This is a genomic window from Pseudomonas sp. FBCC-B1565 (genome assembly GCF_059133265.1).
This window is the reverse complement of sequence record NZ_CP101438.1, coordinates 6,601,006-6,624,308: the sequence shown is the minus strand read 5'-3', so window position 1 is coordinate 6,624,308 and position 23,303 is coordinate 6,601,006. Positions and strand designations below refer to the sequence as shown.

Sequence of the window (23,303 nt, the reverse complement as noted above, 5' to 3'; positions counted from 1 at the left end):
AGCCTCTCTCTCTTCTGCTGATAGCTGCGGTGGGCGTTGATTGTAATTAAGATGGCCCCATCTTTGTTCTTACATGTTTCTTCAGCCAAGGTGCCCACCGTGAGCGCGAACAACCCTCTTCTGCAGTCCTACGACCTGCCGCCGTTCTCGGCGATCCGTGCCGAGCACGTCCAGCCGGCCATCGAACAGATCCTCGCCGACAACCGCGTTGCCATCGAAGGCATCCTGCAAAGCCAGGGCAAAAATCCGACATGGGCCGGTCTGGTCCTGGCGATGGACGAACTGAATGACCGCCTGGGCGCCGCCTGGAGCCCGGTCAGCCACCTCAACGCCGTGTGCAACAGCGCTGAACTGCGTGAAGCCTACGAAAGCTGCCTGCCGGCATTGAGCGCGTACTCTACCGAGATGGGCCAGAACCGCGCACTGTTCCAGGCCTTTGAAGCCTTGGCCAATAGCCCGGAAGCCGCCGGTTTCGACGTGGCGCAAAAAACCATCCTGGAACACTCCCTGCGTGACTTCCGCCTGTCCGGCATCGATCTGCCGCCAGAGCAGCAAAAACGCTACGCCGAAGTGCAGAGCAAGCTGTCGGAGCTGGGCAGCAAGTTCTCCAACCAGTTGCTGGACGCGACCCAGGCCTGGACCAAACACGTCACCGATGAAGCCACCCTCGCGGGCCTGACCGACTCGGCCAAGGCGCAGATGGCCGCCGCCGCCCAGGCCAAAGGCCTCGACGGCTGGCTGATCACCCTGGAATTCCCTAGCTACTACGCCGTCATGACCTACGCCCAGGATCGCGCGCTGCGTGAAGAAGTCTACGCAGCCTACTGCACCCGTGCGTCGGACCAAGGCCCGAATGCCGGTCAGAACGATAACGGCGCGGTGATGGAACAGATCCTCGACTTGCGCCAAGAGCTGGCTCAGTTGCTGGGTTACGCGTCGTTCTCCGAACTGAGCCTGGCCACCAAGATGGCCGAGTCCAGCGACCAAGTGCTGAGCTTCCTGCGTGACCTGGCCAAGCGCAGCAAGCCGTTCGCCGCCCAGGACCTGCAACAGCTCAAGGCCTATGCTGCCGAACAAGGCTGCGCCGACCTGCAAAGCTGGGACAGCGGTTTCTACGGCGAAAAACTCCGCGAGCAGCGCTACAGCGTGTCCCAGGAAGCCCTGCGCGCTTACTTCCCGATCGACAAAGTGCTGGGCGGCCTGTTCGCCATCGTGCAGCGCCTGTACGGCATCGAGATCGCCGAGCAGAAAGGCTTCGACACTTGGCACCCGGATGTGCGCCTGTTTGAAATCAAGGAAAACGGCCAGCACGTGGGCCGCTTCTTCTTTGACCTGTATGCCCGTGCCAACAAGCGCGGCGGTGCCTGGATGGACGGTGCCCGCGACCGTCGCCGCACCATCGACGGTGTGCTGCAAAGCCCGGTGGCCAACCTGGTGTGCAACTTCACCCCGGCCGACAGCGGCAAGCCTGCCCTGCTGACTCACGACGAAGTCACTACGCTGTTCCACGAATTCGGCCACGGCCTGCATCACCTGCTGACCCGCGTTGAACACGCTGGCGTGTCTGGCATCAACGGTGTGGCCTGGGATGCGGTGGAACTGCCGAGCCAGTTCATGGAGAACTGGTGCTGGGAGCCGGAAGGCCTGGCGCTGATCTCCGGTCACTATGAAACCGGCGAGCCGCTGCCCCAAGACCTGCTGGAAAAAATGCTCGCAGCGAAAAACTTCCAGTCCGGCCTGATGATGGTGCGCCAGCTGGAATTCTCGCTGTTCGACTTCGAACTGCATGCCACCCACGGTGATGGCCGCAGCGTGGCGCAGGTGCTGGAAGGCGTGCGCGATGAGGTATCGGTAATGCGTCCGCCGGCCTACAACCGCTTCCCCAACAGCTTTGCGCACATCTTTGCCGGCGGTTATGCGGCGGGTTACTACAGCTACAAGTGGGCCGAAGTGCTCTCGGCGGATGCCTTCTCCAAGTTCGAAGAAGACGGCGTACTCAACGCCGAAACCGGTCGTGCTTTCCGCGAGGCGATCCTGGCGCGTGGTGGCTCCCAGGAGCCGATGGTGCTGTTCGTCGACTTCCGCGGACGTGCGCCGTCGATTGACGCACTCTTGCGCCACAGCGGCCTGAGTGAGGACGCGGCAGCATGAGTGAAGGGCCTGTGATTACCAAAAAGCAGTTTATCGCCGGGGCGGTCTGCCCGGCGTGCAGTGAGCCGGACAAACTGAAGATGTGGACCGAGGACAGCGTGCCGCACCGTGAGTGTGTGGCCTGCGGTTATACCGACACGCTGAATGATCAAGGGTTGTCGGTGCCCAAGGAATTGGGCACGCGGGTCAATACCACGGCGTTGAAAGCGCCGGCGGACCCGAAGGTGCAGGCGGTGCAGTTTTTCCCCAATCCCAAGCTGAAAAAGGACTGATACCCGCTTAGGGTGTCAGCACCAATTCAGCGTCTTTCTTGGGTTCGACACGGCTGCTGCCGGCCGTGTTGAGCCAGCTTTTCATTGAGCACAGCGCGAATTCACTGGTGCTGCAGTCGCCATTTGCCAAGGCGGTGCGCAACTTGTCGATATCAGCCTTCATCATGTAGCGAACCCCGTCCTTGAAGCCGTTGCTGGTGCCAAACCCGCCCAGGGTCATTTCGTTCAGCGCGTCTTCCTTGCTCCACCCCTGAATCACCACTCGATACATCGCGGCCATCAGGCCGGTGCGATCAGAGCCATGCTTGCAATGCATCAGCACCGGGCCGTTGGCTTCGGCGTCCTGGATGGCCCTGAGTGCCGCCAGTACGTCGGAATCGTCGACATGGTTAGTGCGATAAGTCAGCTGTACCCGTTTGATATCAGATGACTTCAACCAGGCGGCATCAGATTCCGGCAAAAAGTTGATCACTGTACCGATCTTGAGTTTTTCCAACTCAGGCACGGCGCTGCTATCGGGCAAAGCGCTGCGATAGAGCGTTGGCGTCATTTGGTGCAGGTTGAATTGGTTGCCCACTGGCTGGGCCCACTCGGGTGAGCGAATGGACGAAGTCTCATCGGCCTGGGCGTGAACGGCGCCGAGCAGTGCCATGAGTGCCAGGCCGAGAGCAGGCAGCAATCGAGTGTTGGACATGCGCTTTGTGACCCAATAGGGAAATGGCTGATGGAGCGCAGATTCGCCCAGGGGGGGTCAACACCGTGTGAGGTGCTCGTCAAAGAAACGTGAATGGCCTCATCTGATCCGGTGTTTTTACCGCTCAAGCGATTCGTCCTGATGCTTAGGCTGCTATCATTTGTAACTATTGTTTGCCGGTGCCTGATATCCCACTGGCTTGCCACACATCACGCTGCTCCCAGAAGCGGCGGATAAACCCGTGACCACATGATGAGGTGCCACCATGTCTGATCAAGATCAAGACAACCCCCGGCGTGACTTTTTGCGCAAATCCTTGACCTTGATCCCGATGGTCACGGTTGCCAGCACCGGCCTTGGCGGCTCGATGCTGATGGCAACGCCTGAACCGGCGCAGGCCGCTCCCGCCAAGCCTGCGCCGAGTGAAAAGGCCTACGAGCCTACTTACTTCACGGCTGAGGAATGGGCGTTTATCAACGCCGCCGTCGAGCGCTTGATCCCCGCCGATGACCAAGGCCCGGGTGCCCTGGAAGCCGGGGCGCCGGAATACATCGACCGTCAGATGAACACCCCGTACGCCAGCGGTGCCCTGTGGTTTATGCAAGGCCCGTTCAACGCGGATGCTGCTCCAGAGATGGGCTGGCAGTCCAAACTGGTACCCAAGGACATCTATCGCCTGGGCATTGCCGCGACGGATGCCTGGTCGAAAGCCTTCAACGGTAAAACTTTTGCTGCGCAAGACAGCGCTACCCGAGACGACATGTTGCGTCGTCTGGAGGCTGGCGGAAGTGAAGTGACGGCGCATTTTGACGCGGTGCCGCCGAAGATGTTCTTCAACCTGTTGCTGCAAAACACCAAGGAAGGGTTCTTTTGCGACCCCATCCACGGTGGCAACAAAGGTATGGTCGGCTGGACCATGATCGGCTTCCCCGGCGCCCGCGCCGATTTCATGGACTGGGTTGAACGCAACGAGCAATACCCCTTCCCGGCAGTTTCCATCCGCGGCGAGAGGGCTTGAACGTGGCGACCATCATGAAGAAAGTGGATGCGGTGATCGTCGGTTTCGGCTGGACCGGCGCGATCATGGCCAAGGAACTGACCGAAGCAGGCCTCAACGTGGTCGCGCTGGAGCGTGGCCCGATGCAGGACACCTACCCGGACGGCAACTATCCCCAGGTCATCGACGAACTGACCTACAGCGTGCGTAAAAAACTCTTCCAGGATATTTCCAAAGAGACCGTGACCATTCGCCATAGCGTGAAGGACGTCGCCTTGCCCAACCGTCAGTTGGGCGCGTTCTTGCCGGGCAACGGCGTGGGCGGTGCGGGCCTGCATTGGTCGGGCGTGCATTTCCGTGTCGACCCGATCGAGCTGCGTATGCGCAGCCACTATGAGGAGCGCTACGGCAAACACTTCATCCCCAAGGACATGACCATCCAGGACTTCGGCGTAAGCTATGAAGAGCTGGAGCCGTTTTTCGACTACGCGGAAAAAGTCTTCGGCACCTCCGGTCAGGCCTGGACCGTGAATGGTCGGTTGGTAGGCGAAGGCCGTGGCGGCAACCCGTATGCACCGGACCGTTCCAATCCGTTTCCGTTGGAAGCGCAGAAGAATACCGTCTCCGCACAACTGTTTCAGAAAGCGGCTGCCGAGGTGGGTTACAAACCCTACAACCTGCCGTCCGCCAATACCTCGGGGCCGTATACCAATCCTTACGGTGCGCAGATGGGGCCGTGCAACTTCTGCGGTTTCTGTAGCGGCTATGTCTGCTACATGTATTCCAAGGCCTCGCCGAACGTGAACATCCTGCCGGCGCTGCGCCAGGTACCGAACTTTGAGCTGCGGCCCAATTCCCACGTGCTCAAGGTCAATCTCGACAGCACCAAGAGCAAGGCCACTGGCGTGACTTACATCGACGCCCAGGGCCGGGAATGTGAGCAGCCGGCGGACCTGGTGATCCTTGGCGCGTTCCAGTTCCACAACGTGCGTTTGATGCTGTTGTCGGGTATCGGCAAGCCCTATGACCCGATAACCAATGAGGGCGTGGTGGGCAGGAACTTCGCCTACCAGAACATGGCCACCATCAAGGCCTTCTTCGACAAAGATACCCATACCAACAACTTCATCGGTGCAGGCGGCAATGGCGTGGCCATCGATGACTTCAACGCCGACAACTTCGACCACGGCCCCCATGGCTTCGTGGGCGGTTCGCCGATGTGGGTCAACCAGGCTGGCAGCCGGCCGATTGCCGGCACGTCTAACCCTCCGGGCACTCCGGCCTGGGGTAGCGCGTGGAAGCGCGCCACGGCCGATTACTACACCCACCAGGTGTCGATGGATGCCCACGGCGCCCATCAATCCTACCGGGGCAACTATCTGGATCTGGACCCGGTGTACCGCGATGCCTACGGCCTGCCGCTGCTGCGGATGACGTTCGACTGGCAGGAAAACGACATCAAGATGAACCGCTTCATGGTCGAGAAAATGAGCAAGGTCGCCGAGGCGATGAACCCCAAGGCGATTGCCCTGCTCGGCAAAAAGGTCGGTGAGCATTTCAACACGGCGTCCTACCAGACCACCCACCTCAACGGCGGCGCGATCATGGGCACCGATCCGAAAACCAGTGCGTTGAACCGCTATTTGCAGTGCTGGGATGTGCACAACGTGTTTGTCCCTGGCGCGTCCGCTTTCCCACAAGGTTTGGGCTACAACCCTACCGGTCTGGTGGCGGCGCTGACCTACTGGTCGGCGCGGGCCATTCGCGAGCAGTACCTGAAAAACCCCGGCCCACTGGTTCAGGCATAAGGAGCGATGACCATGAAAGCACTTGTTATCGCCACCTTCGCCCTTTTCAGCAGCTGCTCTGTCAGTGCCGCTGAAAGCGATTTGATCAAGCAGGGTGAATACCTGGCCCGCGCCGGTGACTGCGTGGCCTGCCACACCGCCAAAGGCGGCAAACCCTTCGCCGGCGGCCTGCCAATGGAAACGCCGATTGGCGTGATCTATTCCACCAACATCACCCCGGACAAGACCGGCCTGGGCGACTACAGCTTCGAGGACTTCGACAAGGCCGTGCGCCATGGCGTCGCCAAGAGCGGTAGTACGCTTTACCCGGCAATGCCCTACCCGTCTTACGCGCGCGTCAGCGACAGCGACATGCAGGCGTTGTATGCGTATTTCATGAAGGGGGTCGAGCCGGTTGCTCAGCAGAACAAGGACAGCGATATTCCGTGGCCCTTGAGCATGCGTTGGCCGCTAGCGGCGTGGCGTTGGATGTTTGCGCCGGCGGTCGAAGCGCATCAGGCGCAAGCCGCCGCGGACCCGGTGGTGAGCCGCGGTGCCTACCTGGTGGAAGGTCTCGGCCACTGCGGCGCTTGCCATACCCCACGGGCCCTGACCATGCAGGAAAAAGCCTTGAGTGCCACCGACGGCAACGCTTTCCTGTCCGGCAGCGCGCCACTGGAGGGCTGGATCGCCAAAAGCCTGCGCGGTGACCACAAGGATGGCCTCGGCAGTTGGAGTGAGGAACAGTTGGTGCAATTCCTCAAGACCGGCCGCAGTGATCGCAGTGCGGTGTTTGGTGGCATGAGCGACGTTGTCGTCCACAGCATGCAGTACATGTCGGAGGATGACCTGACGGCTATCGCCCGTTACCTCAAGAGCTTGCCGGCGGTGGACTCCAAGGACCAGCCGCATCAGTACGACAAGCAGGTGGCCGAGGCGCTGTGGAAAGGCGATGACCGCAAGCCGGGCGCGTCGGTCTATATCGACAACTGCGCGGCCTGCCACCGTACCGACGGGCATGGCTATACGCGGGTGTTCCCGGCGCTGGCGGGTAACCCGGTGGTGCAGACGGCGGATGCCACGTCGTTGATCAACATCGTGTTGAACGGCGGCACCTTGCCGGCTACCCACGCGGCGCCCTCGACCTTCACCATGCCGGCGTTCGCCTGGCGTCTGTCGGATCAGGAAGTGGCGGATGTGGTCAGTTTCATTCGGGGCAGTTGGGGCAATAAAGGTGCGCCGGTGAAAGCTAACGATGTGGCGGACTTGCGCAAGAACGATATGCGCACCACCTCGGGCGATGACCTGGGCCAGGTCACGCAACGGCACTGATCGCTGGCTGACCGCCAAACGGCACTGGTCAGAAGCCCTGCGCCTCGATACTGTATATAAAAACAGTATCGAGGCGCTTTCATGTCTACTCCGCTGCCGCCCCGAGGCCGGGGCACGGCCACCAACCTGCACAACCGCTTCGCACCGACTGTCAGCGTGGTCGAGGATGACGGCTGGTTCCAGGAAGTGCCGCCGACCCAGGGCACTGAAGTGCGCATCGAAACGGCCAAGAGCATCATCACCCGCAACAACTCGCCGGACTTGCCGTTCGATCGTTCGATCAACCCCTACCGTGGTTGTGAGCATGGCTGTATCTACTGCTACGCGCGGCCGAGCCATGCCTATTGGGACATGTCGCCGGGGCTGGATTTCGAAACCAGACTGATCGCCAAGACCAACGCTGCCGATGTGCTGGAACAGCAGCTGTCGAAACCGGGTTACGTGTGCGCGCCGATCAACCTTGGGTCCAACACTGACCCGTACCAACCGATCGAGCGCGAATACAAGATCACCCGGCAAACCCTGCAAGTGCTGCTGCGCTATCGCCACCCGGTGACCATCATCACCAAGGGGTCGCTGATTTTACGCGATCTGGACCTGCTCACCGAGTTGGCGCGCCAGCGACTGGTGGCCGTGATGATCAGCCTCACCAGCCTGGACGACGAACTCAAGCGCATCCTGGAGCCACGCACGGCAGCGCCCAAGGCACGCCTGCGAGCGATCCGGGTGATGCGTGAGGCGGGGATCCCGGTGGGTGTGCTGTGCTCGCCGATGATCCCGATGATCAACGACAGTGAGTTGGAAAGCCTGTTGGCCGAAGCTCACGCAGCGGGCGCGCAAAGTGCGGCGTACATGATGCTGCGCCTGCCGCTGGAGGTGGCGCCGTTGTTCGAGGAGTGGCTGGCGGCGCATTACCCGCAGCGTGCGGCCCATGTGATGAGCCTGGTGCGCCAGGTGCGTGGCGGCGAGGTGTATGACAGCCGCTTCGGCGTGCGCATGCGTGGCGAAGGGCCGTTTGCCGATTTGCTGGCGCAGCGCTTCAGCAAGGCCATCAAGCGGCTGGGGCTCAACCGCCGGGAAGGGTTTAACCTGGATTGCACGGCGTTCTGTCCTCCGGGCAGACAGATGGCATTGTTGTAGACTGACAAGGAGGAATGCATCGTTCCTGTAGGAATAGTCGCGTTTTGACATCACTGAAACCCGCGATCTAGAGCGGTTCATTCAGTTTGAGTTAAGTTTCGACGGTTACCTTGTTCAGCGAGTGACTGATGAGTCGGCACTCTGGCCCCTGGCGTTTTACAACTAATCCACTGGCCAAGCGTCCAACTGACCTGAACACTCCCCTGCATTAATCAAGAGGATGAATCATGAGTGACAAGGATAAACAGCCGTTGGCTGCGTCGGCTTCTGCCCCTCAGGTGGCTGAAACCGCCGATGCAGCGCTAAAGCACATTGTTGACGGCTTTTTGCATTTCCATCACGACGTCTTCCCCCAGCAGGAAGAACTCTTCAAGAAACTCGCCACGGCCCAGAGCCCACGGGCGATGTTCATTACCTGCGCCGACTCGCGCATCGTGCCCGAGCTGATCACCCAAAGTTCTCCGGGCGATCTGTTCGTGACCCGTAACGTCGGCAACGTCGTACCGCCTTACGGCCAGATGAACGGCGGTGTTTCCACGGCTATCGAGTACGCGGTACTCGCCCTGGGCGTGCAGCACATCATCGTCTGCGGGCACTCCGATTGCGGCGCCATGCGCGCGGTGCTCAACCCCGACAGCCTGGAAAAGATGCCGACGGTCAAGGCCTGGCTGCGGCACGCCGAGGTCGCCAAGACCATGGTCCATGACAACTGCGACTGCGCCAATGAAGGCGAGAGCATGAAGGTGCTCACCGAAGAAAACGTCATCGCCCAACTGCAACATTTGCGTACCCACCCCTCCGTGGCTTCGCGCATGGCCAATGGTCATTTGTTTATCCACGGTTGGATCTACAACATCGAGACCAGCGAAATCAGCGCCTACGATGCCGATCAGTCGACGTTCCGACCGTTGAGCGGCGACGGACCGATCCCTTGCGCGACGCCTAAAGCGCGCTTCTAAAACACTTCCCTGCCGGGTAAAGCGGTGGCTGCCATGGACGCAGCCAGGCTTTACCGCGCCCGGCGAATGCCTCGGGAGAGCCATCATGCGTGCTGCTCAATTGAAAGCTGTATTGCCAAGGGAGCTGCTCGCTTCCGTGGTTGTGTTTCTGGTCGCCCTGCCCTTGTGCATGGGGATTGCGATCGCCTCCGGCATGCCACCGGCCAAAGGCCTGATTACCGGGATTATCGGTGGCCTGGTGGTGGGCTGGCTGGCGGGCTCGCCGTTGCAGGTCAGCGGCCCCGCGGCAGGGCTGGCGGTGCTGGTGTTCGAGTTGGTGCGCCAGCATGGCATGCTGATGCTCGGACCGATCCTGCTGCTGGCGGGATTCCTGCAGCTGGTTGCCGGGCGTTTGCGCCTGGGCTGCTGGTTTCGCGTCACGGCACCGGCGGTGGTGTACGGCATGCTGGCGGGGATTGGCGTGCTGATTGTGCTGTCGCAGATTCATGTGATGCTCGACGGCGCGCCCAAGCCTTCCGGGTTGGATAACCTGGCAGGCTTCCCGGCGGCACTGGCCGACGCAATCCCGACCCTGGGCGGTGGCCTCGGCTGGCAGGCAGGGTTACTCGGTTTGTCGACGATGCTGGTGATGTACGCCTGGGACAAATTGCGCCCGCAGAAGCTGCGCTTTGTGCCTGGCGCTTTGCTGGGCGTGGGCCTGACCACGGTGGTCAGCCTGGTGCTGGCGTTGCAGGTCAAGCGTGTCGAAGTCCCGGAAAACCTCGCCGATGCTATCGACTGGCTACGCCCCAGCGACCTGTTGAACCTCGCCGATCCCCAGCTGTTGATCGCGGCATTTGCCGTGGCGTTTATCGCGAGCGCTGAAACGCTGCTGTCTGCCGCGGCGGTCGACCGCATGCACAGCGGTCAGCGTTCGGATTTCGACAAGGAATTGTCTGCTCAAGGTGTCGGCAACATGCTCTGCGGCCTGGTCGGCGCCCTGCCGATGACCGGCGTGATTGTACGCAGCTCGGCCAACGTGCAGGCCGGCGCTACCACGCGCTTGTCGGCGATGTTCCATGGCCTGTGGCTGCTGGCGTTCGTGCTGTTGCTGTCGAGCGTGCTGCAAAGCATCCCGGTGGCGAGCCTGGCGGGAGTGCTGGTGTACACCGGTATCAAGCTGGTGGACATCAAGGCGTTCAAGGCACTGGGACGTTATGGGCGGATGCCGATGTTTACCTACGCGGCCACAGCGCTGGCAATCATCTTTACCGACCTGCTGACCGGCGTATTGGTGGGCTTCGGGTTGACGTTGGTCAAGCTGGCGTTCAAGGCTTCACGGCTCAAGGTCAGCCTGATCGACTTGCCTCAGGACGGTGAGATGGAGCTGCGCCTGACGGGTGCGGCGACCTTTCTGAAAGTGCCTGCGTTGACTCAAGTGTTGTCGACGGTGCCTGCCGGGACGACCGTGCATGTTCCGCTGAGCAACCTGAGTTACATCGACCATTCCTGCCTGGAGTTGCTGGAGGAATGGGGGCGGGCCAATGCGGCCAAGGGCTCGAAGCTGGTGATTGAGGCGCGCGGGTTGAAACGTAGGCTGGAAGGTCGGGTGAGGACGACGACAGGGATTGGCTCAGCGCCAGCCTGAACAGCAAACAACACCCCTTTAGGAGCTGGCAAGCCAGCTCCTAAAGGCGGGATCAGGCCGGCTGATCCAGCGCCAACTCAACCCCCAGCTGTCGCGACAGGCATGGCCAGCGCTTCCACGCGGCTTCGGTGTCCGGGCTCTTGAGCTGCTCGCGATAAGCCTCCACGGACTCCAGCGCAAAGCTGTCTTCGTTGAGCATTTCATCCACTGCGTGGTGCACCGCTTCATCCAGCTGGTTGGCGAAGGCTTCGCCGATCAGCTGATGGGCAATGACATTGGCCACTGTGGTATCGGCCGGAATCAACGGCTGGCCAAAGTGCTTGATATACAGATCGTTGACCTCTTCGACCAGGCGATGAGCCAGGTAGGCCTCATCCAGCAGGCCATCGAGACCTTCATGGCCGGCCAGGATAGCGGGCGGTTGCAGGAAGAAATGCTCGGCGATCTTCAGTACCGGCTTGATCTGGCTTTCGATACCGGCCTCGCGGGCCACGTCGTTGGCGGCGTCCAGCAAGTCCGGGACTAGGTCGATGTAGGCGGTGACAAAGCGTGTCATGACAATGTTGCGATCACCGTCAGCCAGAGATATGGCCGAATGCAGGTGCGGCAATTGTTTTTCCAGTTGCAGGGCAAGCTGGCCAGTGCTGGCTTCGTGTTGATGGGCACGGGAAATCTGCTCGCGCAATGCGGCGGTGTTCATGAAAGCTCCAGTGATGCAGGCGTAGGAAAAGGGAGAAGATAAGGTAGCTCGTTTATACGAGCGCCTCAGACGCATTTGTCATAATTATTTCATGGTTATGCGCCTGCGTTATATCGAATTGCCATCGTTCGTCGGATAAACGATTCCGTGCCCGGTTTTATTGGCTCCAGCCAGTCATTTCTACTCATTTGCCCCTACACATTGCGGGGTTGCAGAGCCTGTCTATACTCGGATTTGTACGCGATTAGCTGATGACGCCAGACTGCATAAGCAGGCAAGGCCAGGCGGTTGTAAGCAGTATGGAAGCCGCTCCCTTCGACGCAGGTGCAAACCGGCGGGATAACAAGAACGATAAGGGGAACCCGCAATGATGCGACATCCACATGTTTGGATGGGCCTCCTGTTGTGGTCGGTATTCGGCCAGGCACATGCCGCCTGGACAACGAATATGGCGCCAGGGGCGACAGAAGTCAGTCACGCTGTGTTCGACCTGCACATGACCATTTTCTGGATCTGTGTGGTGATTGGCATCATCGTGTTTGGCGCAATGTTCTGGTCGATGATCGTTCATCGCCGGTCCACGGGCCAGGTGGCGGCCAAGTTCCACGAGAGCACCACCGTGGAAATCCTCTGGACCGTCGTACCCTTGCTGATCCTGATCGCGATGGCCATTCCGGCGACCAAGACCCTGATCAATATCTACGACAGCAGTGAGTCGGATATCGACATCCAGGTCACCGGCTACCAGTGGAAGTGGCATTACAAATACCTGGGCCAGGATGTGGAGTTCTTCAGCAACCTGGCCACGCCCGCCGAACAGATCCACAACCAGGCGACCAAGGGCGAACATTACCTGCTGGAAGTCGACCAGCCGCTGGTGCTGCCAGTGGGCGCCAAGGTGCGCTTCCTGGTGACGGCCGCCGACGTGATCCACTCCTGGTGGGTGCCGGCGTTTGCGGTCAAGCGCGACGCCATCCCTGGCTTCGTCAACGAGGCCTGGACCCGTGTCGAGAAGCCTGGCATCTACCGTGGCCAGTGCGCCGAACTGTGCGGCAAGGACCACGGCTTCATGCCTATCGTGGTCGAGGTCAAGTCCAAGGCCGACTACGACACCTGGCTCGGCGAGCGCAAGGCAGAGGCCGCCAAGCTCAAGGAACTGACCTCCAAAGAGTGGACCCTGGAAGAGTTGGTGGCCCGTGGCGACAAGGTCTACCACACCACCTGCGTGGCCTGTCACCAGGCCGAAGGCCAGGGCCTGCCGCCGATGTTCCCGGCGCTCAAGGGTTCGAAGATCGCCACCGGTCCTGCCGCCGATCACCTGAGCCTCGTGTACCACGGCAAGCCCGGCACCGCGATGGCGGCATTCGGCAAGCAGCTCTCGGAAGTGGACATCGCCGCCGTGGTGACCTATGAGCGCAACGCCTGGGGCAACAACAAAGGCAACATGGTCACGCCTAAAGACGTGCTGGCCATCAAGCAGGCGGAAAGCAAATGACCTCTCCCATGGCATTGACCTCGACCCGCCCCGCCCACTCGCTTGCAGGAGAACGACCATGAGCGCTGTGATCGACGACCATGGTCACGCCGACCATGCCCACGGCCCCGCCAAGGGTCTGATGCGCTGGGTGCTGACCACCAACCACAAAGACATCGGCACCATGTACCTGTGGTTCGCCTTCGCCATGTTCCTGCTCGGCGGCTCGTTCGCCATGGTGATCCGTGCCGAGCTGTTCCAGCCCGGCCTGCAGATCGTGCAGCCGGCGTTCTTCAACCAGATGACCACCATGCACGGGCTGATCATGGTGTTCGGCGCAGTGATGCCGGCGTTTGTCGGCCTGGCCAACTGGATGATCCCGTTGATGATCGGCGCGCCTGACATGGCCCTGCCGCGCATGAACAACTTCAGTTTCTGGCTGTTGCCGGCGGCCTTCCTGCTGCTGGTCTCGACGCTGTTCACGCCAGGCGGTGGGCCGAACTTCGGCTGGACCTTCTATGCGCCGCTCTCCACCACCTACGCGCCGGAAAGCGTGACGTTCTTTATCTTCGCCATCCACCTGATGGGCATCAGCTCGATCATGGGCGCGATCAACGTGGTTGCCACCATCCTCAACCTGCGTGCGCCGGGCATGACCTTGATGAAAATGCCGCTGTTCGTGTGGACCTGGCTGATCACCGCGTTCCTGCTGATCGCGGTCATGCCGGTGCTGGCCGGTTGCGTGACCATGATGCTGATGGACATCCACTTCGGCACCAGCTTCTTCAGCGCGGCCGGCGGTGGTGACCCGGTGCTGTTCCAGCACGTGTTCTGGTTCTTCGGCCACCCCGAGGTGTACATCATGATCCTGCCGGCCTTCGGCGCCGTCAGTTCGATCATCCCGACCTTTTCGCGCAAGCCATTGTTCGGCTACACGTCGATGGTCTACGCCACGGCGAGCATTGCGTTCCTGTCGTTCATCGTGTGGGCGCACCACATGTTCGTGGTGGGCATCCCGTTGGTGGGCGAGCTGTTCTTCATGTACGCCACCCTGCTGATTGCCGTGCCCACCGGGGTGAAGGTGTTCAACTGGGTCAGCACCATGTGGCAAGGCTCGCTGACCTTCGAGACGCCGATGCTGTTTGCCGTGGCCTTCGTGATCCTGTTCACCATCGGCGGTTTCTCCGGGCTGATGCTGGCGATTGCCCCGGCGGACTTCCAGTACCACGACACCTATTTCGTGGTGGCGCACTTCCATTACGTACTGGTGCCCGGTGCGATCTTCGGCATCTTCGCCTCGGCCTACTACTGGCTGCCGAAATGGACCGGCCACATGTACGACGAAACCCTGGGCAAGCTGCACTTCTGGCTGTCTTTCGTGGGCATGAACATGGCGTTCTTCCCCATGCACTTCGTCGGGCTGGCGGGCATGCCGCGCCGGGTGCCGGACTACAACCTGCAGTTCGCTGACTTCAACATGGTCTCGTCGATCGGCGCATTCATGTTCGGCGCCACGCAGATCTTCTTCCTGTTTATCGTGATCAAGTGCATCCGTGGCGGCCCGCCGGCGCCGGCCAAGCCCTGGGATGGCGCTGAAGGCCTGGAGTGGAGTATCCCTTCGCCGGCGCCGTACCACACCTTCACCACGCCGCCGGAGGTCAAATGAACACGCCTTGGCACTGCGTACACGGCCAATGTGGGAGGGGGCTTGCCCCCGATGGCGGTGTGTCAGCCGACATCACGATTGGCTGTAAAACACCTATCGGGAGCAAGTCCCCTCCCACAATGGCCTCATTCACATTGGGTGGGCGTCATGGCTGAATCCTTGCCGATCAAGCGCCTGGTCACGCGCCTGCTGATCCTGGTGGTGGCAATGTTCGCCTTCGGCTTTGCGCTGGTGCCGATCTACGACGTGATGTGCAAGGCGTTCGGCATCAACGGCAAGACCGCCGGGCAGTATGAGGGCGAGCAGGTTGTCGACCCGACGCGACAGGTGCGCGTGCAGTTCCTGTCCACCAACGCCATCGACATGGTCTGGGATTTCTACGCCAAGGCTGACGAAGTGGTGGTCAACCCGGGTGCGGTAACCGAGATGCTCTTCGTGGCCCACAACCCCACCGACAAGCCGATGACCGCCCAGGCCGTACCGAGCATTTCCCCGGCCGAAGCGGCGATGTATTTCCACAAGACCGAATGCTTTTGCTTCACCCAGCAAGTGCTGCAGCCGGGCCAGCGCATCGAGATGCCGGTGCGTTTCATCGTCGACCGCGACATGCCCAAGGATGTGAAGCATCTGACCCTGGCGTACACGCTGTTCGATATCACTGCGCGCCAACCGCCCGTGGCTGTGCACAGCGGCGGCTAGCTACTGTTTGCCCCCTCAATCAGGAGAGCGAATACATGTCGACTCATGATACGTACTACGTACCGGCGCAAAGCAAATGGCCGATAATTGCCACGATTGGCCTGCTGGTCACCGTGTATGGACTGGCTGTGTGGTTCAACGACTTGAAGGCGGCACGCCCGGAATCCCACGGCCCGTGGATCTTTTTCGTCGGCGGGCTGCTGCTGGCCTACATGCTGTTCGGCTGGTTTGGTGCGGTGATCAAGGAAAGCCGCGCCGGTTTGTACAGTTCGCAGATGGACCGCTCGTTCCGCTGGGGCATGACCTGGTTCATCTTTTCCGAAGTGATGTTCTTTATCGCCTTCTTCGGTGCGCTGTTTTATGTGCGGCATATGTCCGGCCCGTGGTTGGGCGGTGAGGGTCACAAGGGCATTGCGCACATGCTGTGGCCGAACTTCGAGTTTGCCTGGCCGTTGCTCAACAACCCTGACCCCAAAATGTATCCCGCGCCTGAAGGCACCATCAGCCCTTGGGGTCTGCCGCTGGTCAATACCATCCTGCTGGTGAGTTCCAGCGTGACCATCACTATCGCTCACCATGCCCTGCGCAAAGGCCATCGCGGCGCGCTGAAAATCTGGTTGGCGATCACCGTCCTGCTGGGTATGGCGTTCCTGGGCTTCCAGGCCGAGGAATACATCCACGCGTACAAAGAGTTGGGGCTGACGCTCGGCTCCGGCGTCTATGGCGCGACCTTCTTCATGCTCACCGGCTTCCACGGCGCCCACGTGACCATCGGCACCCTCATTCTGTTCGTGATGCTGATGCGCATCCTCAAGGGGCATTTCAATGCCGAGCACCAGTTCGGCTTCGAGGCGGCAAGCTGGTATTGGCACTTTGTGGACGTGGTGTGGATCGGGCTGTTTTTCTTCGTCTACGTGTTGTGAGACGGCTTACCACGGCGCATGAGAAACCAGTTGGCCGCTGAAAAAGCCCCAGGTGATCAAGGCCAGGGTGATCACGGCCAGTACGACACGCACGGTCAGGGCGTTGACGAGGCGGTTGGAGTTGCCCTCGTCCTTGACCAGAAAGAACAAGCCACTGAACAGGCTCACGACGGTCGCGATCAGCATCAGGGCAATGGCGGCTTTGAGCATGGTCGGGCTCCACGGGGATGGGCGGGCAATGAAAACAAGTATAGCCAGCGCCGCAAAACGCTTTCGTCCAGGGATCGCACCCACCCTAGTGGTGCTGGTGCTGCTGCCCCTGATGGTGGGGTTGGGGTTCTGGCAACTGTCGCGCGGCCATGAAAAGCAGCGGCTGGTGGATAGTTATGCCGAGCGGCGCGCAGCCGAGCCGGTCAGTAGTGCGCAACTCAATGACATGCCAGACCCGGCCTTTCGCCGCGTGCGCCTGCGCGGGCAGTTGGATGCCGAGCACAGCGTGTTTCTCGATAACCGCATGCGCGACGGCAAGGCCGGCGTAGAGCTGCTGCAACCCTTCCACGATCAGGCCAGCGGCCTGTGGCTGTTGCTCAACCGCGGCTGGCTGCCTTGGCCGGACCGGCGCACACCGCCAGCCTTCAGCACCCCGGAGCAGACGTTGAATCTGGATGCCTGGGTCTACGTCGCCCCTGGCGAAACCTTCCAACTGCACGCCGACCCCGTCAGCGCGCAATGGCCACGCCTGCTGACGGCGCTGCACCCTGCCGCGTTGTGGGCGCAATTGGGCCGCAGCGGTTTCGCCTACGAACTGCGCGCCGAACCCGGCCCCGGCACTTACGAAACCACCTGGCCCATCGTGGCCATGGGCCCGGAAAAACACCTGGCGTATGCCGTGCAGTGGTTCGCCATGTCGCTGGCGTTGCTGGCGCTTTACCTCTACCTCGGATGGCACAACAAAAAGGAGAAGCCCCATGGGAGCGGCCATGAATCCACCCAACATGTCTGAGGTGCCTGATCGGCGCAAAGGCCGTTGGCAGTTGATCCTGATCCTGATGATGGTGATCGGCCCGATGGCGCTGGCCACCTTCATGTACAAGCTGCAGTTCTGGGTGCCGGACAGTCGCAGCTACCACGGCGAGATGATCGGCAACGGCCAGACCCGCGCCGACATTGGCGTGCCGGCCGATGAGCAGCGCTGGCAACTGCTGGTCACCGCGCCCGCCGCGTGTGCCGCCGATTGCCAGCAACTGGTCTACCTCGCACGCCAATTGCAGATTGGCCTGGGGCGCGACGCTTCCCGTGCCAGCCATGCCTTGGCCAGTGCGCAGCCGCTGGGCAGCGACTATGACGCCAAGCTCAAGGCCGAGTACCCGCAACTGCAACGCTACCCGCTGGACTTGTCGACCTTCAGTAAAAATGCCGCTGCGCCGGGCGATGCGCAGCTGTGGATCGTCGACCCCCACGGCAACCTGGTGCTGCGCTACGACGCCAGGGTCAAGGGCAAGGACTTGCTCAACGACCTGCGCCATCTGCTGAAACTGTCGAACATCGGATAGGGGCATCGTCATGGCCAAACCTGGATTTCGCCTCGCGTTGTTTGCGACCTTGCTGGCGCTGATTGTCGTGCTGCTGGGGGCGTATACCCGCCTGACCCACGCCGGCCTGGGGTGCCCGGATTGGCCCGGCTGCTACGGCTTTATCAGCGTGCCCAACACCGAAGCCCAGTTGGCCCATGCCGAGCTGCATTTCCCCGATACACCGGTGGAGGCCGACAAGGGCTGGGCCGAGATGACGCATCGCTACTTCGCCGGCACCTTGGGCTTGTTGATTGTGTTGCTGGCGGCGCGCTCGTGGAGCCATCGGCGCAATCCGGGCCAGCCGGTGAAACTGCCGCTGTTCGTGCTGGCGGTGGTGTTCGCCCAGGCGGCATTTGGCATGTGGACGGTGACATTGAAGCTATGGCCGCAGGTGGTGACGGGGCATTTGCTGGGTGGTTTTGCGACCTTGAGCCTGCTGTTCTTGCTGACCCTGCGTTTGTCCGGCGTATTGCCCGCCTTGATCGTGCCCAAGCGCCTGCAATATTGGGCGACGGCAGGCCTGGTGCTGGTGATCGGCCAGATTGCATTGGGCGGCTGGGTCAGTTCGAACTATGCGGCGGTGGCCTGTATCGATTTGCCGACCTGTCATGGCGAGTGGTGGCCGGCAGCCGATTTTGCCAATGGCTTCCATCTCACCCAACACATCGGCCCCAATTACCTCGGTGGGCAGTTGGACAGCGAAGCGCGCACCGCCATCCACCTGACCCACCGCATCGGTGCCGTGATCGTCAGCCTGGTGCTGCTGGGGCTTGCCTGGCAATTGCGCGCGGTCGGCATGACGCGGTTGGCTGGCTTGCTGCTGATCGCCCTGGCGGCGCAAATCTGCCTGGGCCTGAGCAATGTGTATTTCCATCTGCCGCTGCCGGTTGCAGTGGGCCATAACGCGGGCGGTGCGGCGTTGTTGCTCACGCTGGTACTGGTCAACTACCACGCCCGCACCAGCCTGGTCCGGGTGCGCAACCAGCTGCCGTTCGGCTGGCGCTTTATCCCGCGCAAGCACGTATCGGGCCTCGTTACCCTTAAAGGAGAGATGCCATGGCGACCTTGATCGGCGCGCGTCACGGTCAGGCCATCTGGCGTGATTATCTGGAGCTGACCAAGCCGAAGGTGGTGGTGCTGATGCTCATCACCTCGCTGGTGGGGATGTTCCTGGCGACCCGCGCCGGTGTGCCGTGGACCGTACTGGTGTTTGGCAACCTGGGGATTGCCCTGTGTGCCGGTGGCGCGGCGGCGGTGAATCATGTGGTGGATCGGCGGATCGATGCGGTGATGGCGCGCACCCACAAGCGGCCGTTGGCGCAAGGCCGTGTGTCGCCGCTGGCGGCGCTGGCCTTTGCTTTGTTTCTGGCTGTTGCAGGGTTGGCTCTGCTGCTGGCGTTTACCAACCCTCTGGCGGCTTGGCTGACGCTGGCCTCGCTGCTCGGCTATGCAGTGATCTACACCGGCTTTCTCAAGCGTGCGACCCCGCAGAATATTGTCATCGGCGGCTTGGCCGGGGCTGCGCCGCCTCTGTTGGGCTGGGTCGCCGTGACCGGGCATATCAGCGCCGAGCCCCTGCTGTTGGTGCTGATCATCTTCGCCTGGACCCCGCCACACTTCTGGGCCTTGGCCATCCATCGCAAGGAAGAATACGCCAAGGCCGATATCCCGATGCTGCCGGTTACCCACGGCGAGCACTACACCAAGGTGCACATCCTGCTCTACACCTTCGCCCTGCTGGCGGTGAGCCTGATGCCCTACGTGATCCACATGAGCGGCCTGCTGTACCTCGGCTGCGCCCTGGTATTGGGCGGGCGCTTTCTGCAATGGGCCTGGGTGTTGTACCGTGGCGGTCGGCCGCACGCGGCGATCAACACCTTCAAGTACTCTATCTGGTACCTGCTGCTGCTGTTTATCGCCCTGCTCGTAGACCACTACCTACTGTTGAACCTATGACTCGAACTCAAAAGACTGTCTTCATCCTGGTGGCCCTGGTGGCATTGATCATGGGCCTGACCGTTAACAAAGTGCTCTCGGGCAAGGGCCAGGGCGACCCCACTGCCTTGATCGACGCCGGCATCATCCTGCTGCCGCAAAGTCGTCAACTGCCGCCGGTGACCATGACCAACCAGGACGGCCAGCCAGTGCTGGTCAATGAATTGAAAGGCAAGTGGAGCCTGTTGTTCTTCGGCTACACCTTCTGCCCGGACATCTGCCCGACTACCCTCGCCCAGCTGCGCCAGATCAAGAGCGAGCTGCCTAAAGAGGCTGTGGATAAGTTGCAGGTGATTTTGGTCAGTGTGGACCCGAACCGCGATACGTCGACCCAGCTCAAGCAGTACCTGGGCTACTTCGACCCGCAGTTCCAGGGCCTGACGGGCGCGAATGTGGAGGAGGTGCAGAAGGTCTCGAATGCGGTGAGCATCCCGTTTATTCCGGCGGACACCAGTAAGCCGAACTACACCGTCGACCACAGCGGCAACCTGGCGCTGATCGGGCCGGATGGAACGCAGCGTGGGTTTATTCGTGCGCCGCTGAACAACCAGAAGCTGGTGGCGCAGTTGCCAGCGTTGCTGCAGCGTCAATAACAGGCGACACATAACAAATGTGGGAGGGGGCTTGCCCCCGATAGCAGTGGGTCAGCCACCAAAGCAGTGACTGACACTCAGCAATCGGGGGCAAGCCCCCTCCCACATTTTTTGATCTCCAGTACTTGGGAGATCGGGTTACATCAGAACGCCGGCTTGATCGCGCCTTTGTACTTCTCTTCGATGAATTGCTTCACTTCAGGCGTGTGCAGGGCTGCAACCAGCTTCTTCACGGCGTCCGAGTCCTTGTTGTCTTCGCGGGTCACCAGGATGTTCACGTAAGGCGAGTCGCTGCCCTCGATCACCAGCGCATCCTTGGACGGGTCCAGCTTGGCTTCCAGCGCGTAGTTGGTGTTGATCAGCGCCAAGTCGACCTGGGTCAGTACGCGCGGCAGGGTAGCGGCTTCCAGCTCGCGGAATTTCAGGCCTTTAGGGTTGGCGGTGATGTCCTTGATGGTCGACAGGATATTGGTCGGGTCCTTCAAGGTGATCAGGCCGTTCTTGGCCAGCAGCAACAGTGCGCGACCACCGTTGGTGGCGTCGTTGGGGATCACCACGTTGGCACCGCTAGGCAGCTCGTCCAGCTTCTTGTACTTGCTGGAGTACGCGCCCAGAGGCTCCAGGTGCACCGCGCCAACGCTCACCAGGTGAGTGCCCTTGGCTTTATTGAATTCATCCAGGTACGGCTGGTGTTGGAAGAAGTTGGCGTCCAGGCGCTTTTCCGCGACCTGTACGTTCGGCTGCACGTAGTCGGTGAAGACTTTGACCTGCAGGTCCACGCCTTCTTTGGCGAGGGCAGGCTTCACGAATTCGAGGATTTCCGCGTGTGGGACCGGCGAAGCGGCGACCGTGATGGTCTCGGCGTGGGCGGAAAACGCGGCAACGGCGGCGAAAGCAACCAGTAGTTTTTTCATCCAACAAGCTCCTTGTTCGGGCATGTGCCGGCATGTCACCGGCAATGGCCGTTATTTTCGAGAAAAGTGCACCACCAGCTTGTCGCCGACGGTTTGCAGAATTTGCACCAGGATCAACAGCATCACCACTGTGACCACCATCACGTCAGTCTGGAAACGCTGGTAACCGAAACGGATCGCCAGGTCGCCCAGGCCACCGGCACCCACCACACCGGCCATGGCCGTGTAGGACACCAGTGTAATCGCCGTCACCGTGATCGCCGCGAAAATGCCCGGGCGGGCTTCGGGCAGCAAGGCGTTGGTGATGATCTGGCGCGTGCTGGCGCCCATGGACTGGGTGGCTTCGATGATGCCGCGGTCCACTTCGCGCAGCGCGGTTTCCACCAGGCGTGCAAAGAACGGGGTCGCGCCCACCACCAGTGGCGGAATCGCACCGGCCACGCCCAGCGAAGTGCCGGTGATCAGCACGGTGAACGGGATCATCACGATCAGCAGGATGATGAACGGCAGCGAGCGCAGGATATTCACGATCAGCGACAGCAGCGCGTACAGGCCTTTCTGTTCGAACAGTTGGCGCGGGCTGGTCAGGAACAGCAGCACGCCCAGGGGCAGGCCCAGCACCACGGTGAAGAACAGCGAGCCGAACAGCATGGTCATGGTGTCGCCGGTGGCCAGCCAGATTTCGGACCAGTCGATATTGGCGAAGAAACTCAACAGGACGTCCATTAGCGCAGGATCTCCATGTGGACATCAGCGGCGGTGAAGCGCGCAAACGCGGCTTCCATGTCTCCACCGGTGACGGCGAGGGTCAATTGCCCGTAAGGGATGTCTTTGATGCGGTCGATACGACCGGCGAGGATGCTGTAGTCCACGCCTGTTTCGCGGGCGACGGTGCCCAGCAGCGGCGCGTAGGTCGCTTCGCCCTGGAACGTCAGGCGCACGATACGGCCTGGCACGTGGGCGAAGTCGTCGCGCTGCTCGTTTTCGTCGACCTGCTCGGACTCTTGCACGAAGCGCTTGGTCGTCGCGTGCTTGGGGTGCAGGAACACATCGGCCACCGAGCCTTGCTCGACGATCACGCCAGCGTCCATCACCGCCACCTGGTCGCAGACGCGGCGGATCACGTCCATTTCATGGGTGATCAGCACGATGGTGAGCTTCAACTCGCGGTTGATCTCGGCCAGCAGTTGCAATACCGAGGCGGTGGTCTGCGGGTCAAGGGCGCTGGTGGCTTCGTCGCACAGCAGGATCTTTGGTTTGGTCGCCAGGGCGCGGGCGATGCCGACGCGTTGTTTCTGGCCACCGGACAACTGCGCCGGATACTTTTTGGCGTGGTCCGACAGGCCGACGCGGGCGAGCAGTTCTGCGACGCGCAGGTCGATGTCCTTGCGCGACAGTTCGCCGGCCAGGGTCAGCGGCAGTGCCACGTTGTCGGCCACGGTCTTGGAGGCCAGCAGGTTGAAGTGCTGGAAGATCATCCCGACCTGCTGACGGAAGCGGCGCAGACCGTTGGCGTCCAGGGCGGTGACTTCTTCGCCGTCTACCGTGATCTTGCCACCGCTCGGTTCCTCGAGGCGGTTGATCAGGCGCAGCAGGGTGCTTTTACCCGCACCGGAGTGGCCGATCAGGCCGAACACCTGGCCGTTTGCAACACTCAGGCTGGTGGCGTGCAGTGCGGGAATATCCCTACCGGCGACGCGGTAGGTTTTATGGACGTTTTGAAACTCGATCACGTAGCGAACCTTGTGGGGCGCATGGAAAAGGGATCAGCGGTTAGCCGGGCGCGCATTTTAGCCTGTCCGTATA

At 61.2% G+C, this 23,303-nt stretch carries 22 protein-coding genes and 1 pseudogene; 17 read left to right on the top strand and 6 right to left on the bottom strand.

Going from position 1 to position 23,303, the window contains the following annotated elements:
- Nucleotides 1-99 precede the first annotated feature (99 nt).
- Nucleotides 100-2,151, top strand: coding sequence for an oligopeptidase A (prlC, locus tag NL123_RS30470; protein WP_494356966.1), 2,052 nt, complete (start codon nt 100-102; stop codon nt 2,149-2,151).
- Nucleotides 2,148-2,423, top strand: coding sequence for a YheV family putative zinc ribbon protein (locus NL123_RS30465; protein ID WP_020301415.1), 276 nt, complete (start codon nt 2,148-2,150; stop codon nt 2,421-2,423). Before prlC ends, NL123_RS30465 begins: the two co-directional genes overlap by 4 nt.
- 7 nt (nt 2,424-2,430) lie before the next feature.
- Here NL123_RS30465 and NL123_RS30460 read toward each other — a convergent pair whose 3' ends face one another.
- Entirely contained in the window at nt 2,431-3,117 is a 687-nt protein-coding gene (locus NL123_RS30460) for a dual specificity protein phosphatase family protein (protein WP_494356965.1), read from the bottom strand.
- Between the two features lie 265 nt (nt 3,118-3,382).
- Between NL123_RS30460 and NL123_RS30455 the strand changes: the two genes are divergently transcribed.
- The 6 genes and pseudogenes from NL123_RS30455 (at nt 3,383) to NL123_RS30430 (ending at nt 10,959) form a co-directional block, all read left to right on the top strand.
- Nucleotides 3,383-4,135 (top strand): gluconate 2-dehydrogenase subunit 3 family protein, encoded by a 753-nt coding sequence (locus NL123_RS30455; RefSeq protein WP_494356964.1) that lies wholly within the window; start codon nt 3,383-3,385, stop codon nt 4,133-4,135.
- 2 nt (nt 4,136-4,137) lie between these two features.
- Entirely contained in the window at nt 4,138-5,922 is a 1,785-nt protein-coding gene (locus NL123_RS30450) for a GMC family oxidoreductase (RefSeq protein ID WP_494358356.1), read from the top strand.
- Between the two features lie 6 nt (nt 5,923-5,928).
- Nucleotides 5,929-7,244 (top strand): annotated as a pseudogene (locus NL123_RS30445) (c-type cytochrome).
- 70 nt (nt 7,245-7,314) lie between these two features.
- Entirely contained in the window at nt 7,315-8,373 is a 1,059-nt protein-coding gene (locus NL123_RS30440; protein ID WP_494356963.1) for a PA0069 family radical SAM protein, read from the top strand.
- Nucleotides 8,374-8,600: 227 nt separating this feature from the next.
- Nucleotides 8,601-9,332 carry a carbonic anhydrase gene (locus NL123_RS30435; protein WP_248485554.1) on the top strand — a complete coding sequence of 244 codons (732 nt, stop codon included), beginning with the start codon at nt 8,601-8,603 and terminating at the stop codon, nt 9,330-9,332.
- An 85-nt stretch (nt 9,333-9,417) separates the two neighbouring features.
- Nucleotides 9,418-10,959 (top strand): SulP family inorganic anion transporter, encoded by a 1,542-nt coding sequence (locus NL123_RS30430; RefSeq protein ID WP_494356962.1) that lies wholly within the window; start codon nt 9,418-9,420, stop codon nt 10,957-10,959.
- Between the two features lie 52 nt (nt 10,960-11,011).
- Here NL123_RS30430 and NL123_RS30425 read toward each other — a convergent pair whose 3' ends face one another.
- Nucleotides 11,012-11,659 carry a hypothetical protein gene (locus tag NL123_RS30425; protein WP_248485556.1) on the bottom strand — a complete coding sequence of 216 codons (648 nt, stop codon included), beginning with the start codon at nt 11,657-11,659 and terminating at the stop codon, nt 11,012-11,014.
- Between the two features lie 367 nt (nt 11,660-12,026).
- Between NL123_RS30425 and coxB the strand changes: the two genes are divergently transcribed.
- The 4 genes from coxB to NL123_RS30405 all read left to right on the top strand — a co-directional run bounded on the left by coxB (nt 12,027) and on the right by NL123_RS30405 (nt 16,421).
- Complete coding sequence (coxB, locus tag NL123_RS30420; RefSeq protein WP_494356961.1) at nt 12,027-13,154, top strand: cytochrome c oxidase subunit II; 1,128 nt, start codon at nt 12,027-12,029, stop codon at nt 13,152-13,154.
- 58 nt (nt 13,155-13,212) lie between these two features.
- Complete coding sequence (gene ctaD / locus NL123_RS30415) at nt 13,213-14,799, top strand: cytochrome c oxidase subunit I (RefSeq protein ID WP_016978771.1); 1,587 nt, start codon at nt 13,213-13,215, stop codon at nt 14,797-14,799.
- Nucleotides 14,800-14,946: 147 nt separating this feature from the next.
- On the top strand, nt 14,947-15,498 hold the full coding sequence (locus tag NL123_RS30410; protein WP_179030113.1) for a cytochrome c oxidase assembly protein: 552 nt from the start codon (nt 14,947-14,949) through the stop codon (nt 15,496-15,498).
- Nucleotides 15,499-15,533: 35 nt separating this feature from the next.
- On the top strand, nt 15,534-16,421 hold the full coding sequence (locus NL123_RS30405) for a cytochrome c oxidase subunit 3 (protein WP_494356960.1): 888 nt from the start codon (nt 15,534-15,536) through the stop codon (nt 16,419-16,421).
- A 6-nt stretch (nt 16,422-16,427) separates the two neighbouring features.
- On the opposite strand, the gene NL123_RS30400 is transcribed toward NL123_RS30405, so the two are convergent.
- The gene (locus NL123_RS30400; RefSeq protein WP_058424417.1) at nt 16,428-16,631 is read right to left on the bottom strand and encodes a twin transmembrane helix small protein; all 204 of its coding nucleotides are present in this window, start codon (nt 16,629-16,631) and stop codon (nt 16,428-16,430) included.
- A gap of 28 nt (nt 16,632-16,659) precedes the next feature.
- Between NL123_RS30400 and NL123_RS30395 the strand changes: the two genes are divergently transcribed.
- The 5 genes from NL123_RS30395 to NL123_RS30375 are packed head-to-tail and all read left to right on the top strand — an operon-like array spanning nt 16,660 to nt 20,583.
- The gene (locus NL123_RS30395; RefSeq protein WP_494356959.1) at nt 16,660-17,424 is read left to right on the top strand and encodes an SURF1 family protein; all 765 of its coding nucleotides are present in this window, start codon (nt 16,660-16,662) and stop codon (nt 17,422-17,424) included.
- A complete protein-coding gene (locus tag NL123_RS30390; RefSeq protein ID WP_494356958.1) occupies nt 17,390-17,974 on the top strand; it encodes a PA_0111/PP_0108 family redox-active disulfide protein in 585 nt (194 codons plus the stop codon). Before NL123_RS30395 ends, NL123_RS30390 begins: the two co-directional genes overlap by 35 nt.
- Nucleotides 17,975-17,984: 10 nt before the next feature.
- Entirely contained in the window at nt 17,985-19,064 is a 1,080-nt protein-coding gene (locus NL123_RS30385) for a COX15/CtaA family protein (RefSeq protein ID WP_494356957.1), read from the top strand.
- Complete coding sequence (cyoE, locus tag NL123_RS30380) at nt 19,052-19,951, top strand: heme o synthase (RefSeq protein ID WP_071494776.1); 900 nt, start codon at nt 19,052-19,054, stop codon at nt 19,949-19,951. The genes NL123_RS30385 and cyoE overlap by 13 nt, the downstream gene beginning before the upstream one ends.
- Nucleotides 19,948-20,583 (top strand): SCO family protein, encoded by a 636-nt coding sequence (locus NL123_RS30375; RefSeq protein ID WP_248485561.1) that lies wholly within the window; start codon nt 19,948-19,950, stop codon nt 20,581-20,583. The genes cyoE and NL123_RS30375 overlap by 4 nt, the downstream gene beginning before the upstream one ends.
- A 143-nt stretch (nt 20,584-20,726) precedes the next feature.
- Here the strand turns inward: NL123_RS30375 and NL123_RS30370 are convergent, their stop codons facing one another.
- Genes NL123_RS30370 through NL123_RS30360 form a run of 3 tightly spaced genes read right to left on the bottom strand, consistent with a single transcriptional unit; the run spans nt 20,727 to nt 23,230 of the window.
- Nucleotides 20,727-21,497, bottom strand: coding sequence for a MetQ/NlpA family ABC transporter substrate-binding protein (locus NL123_RS30370; protein ID WP_092241435.1), 771 nt, complete (start codon nt 21,495-21,497; stop codon nt 20,727-20,729).
- A gap of 51 nt (nt 21,498-21,548) precedes the next feature.
- Nucleotides 21,549-22,223 (bottom strand): methionine ABC transporter permease, encoded by a 675-nt coding sequence (locus tag NL123_RS30365; RefSeq protein ID WP_010207814.1) that lies wholly within the window; start codon nt 22,221-22,223, stop codon nt 21,549-21,551.
- Complete coding sequence (locus tag NL123_RS30360) at nt 22,223-23,230, bottom strand: methionine ABC transporter ATP-binding protein (protein WP_494356956.1); 1,008 nt, start codon at nt 23,228-23,230, stop codon at nt 22,223-22,225. Before NL123_RS30360 ends, NL123_RS30365 begins: the two co-directional genes overlap by 1 nt.
- Nucleotides 23,231-23,303: the final 73 nt, after the last annotated feature.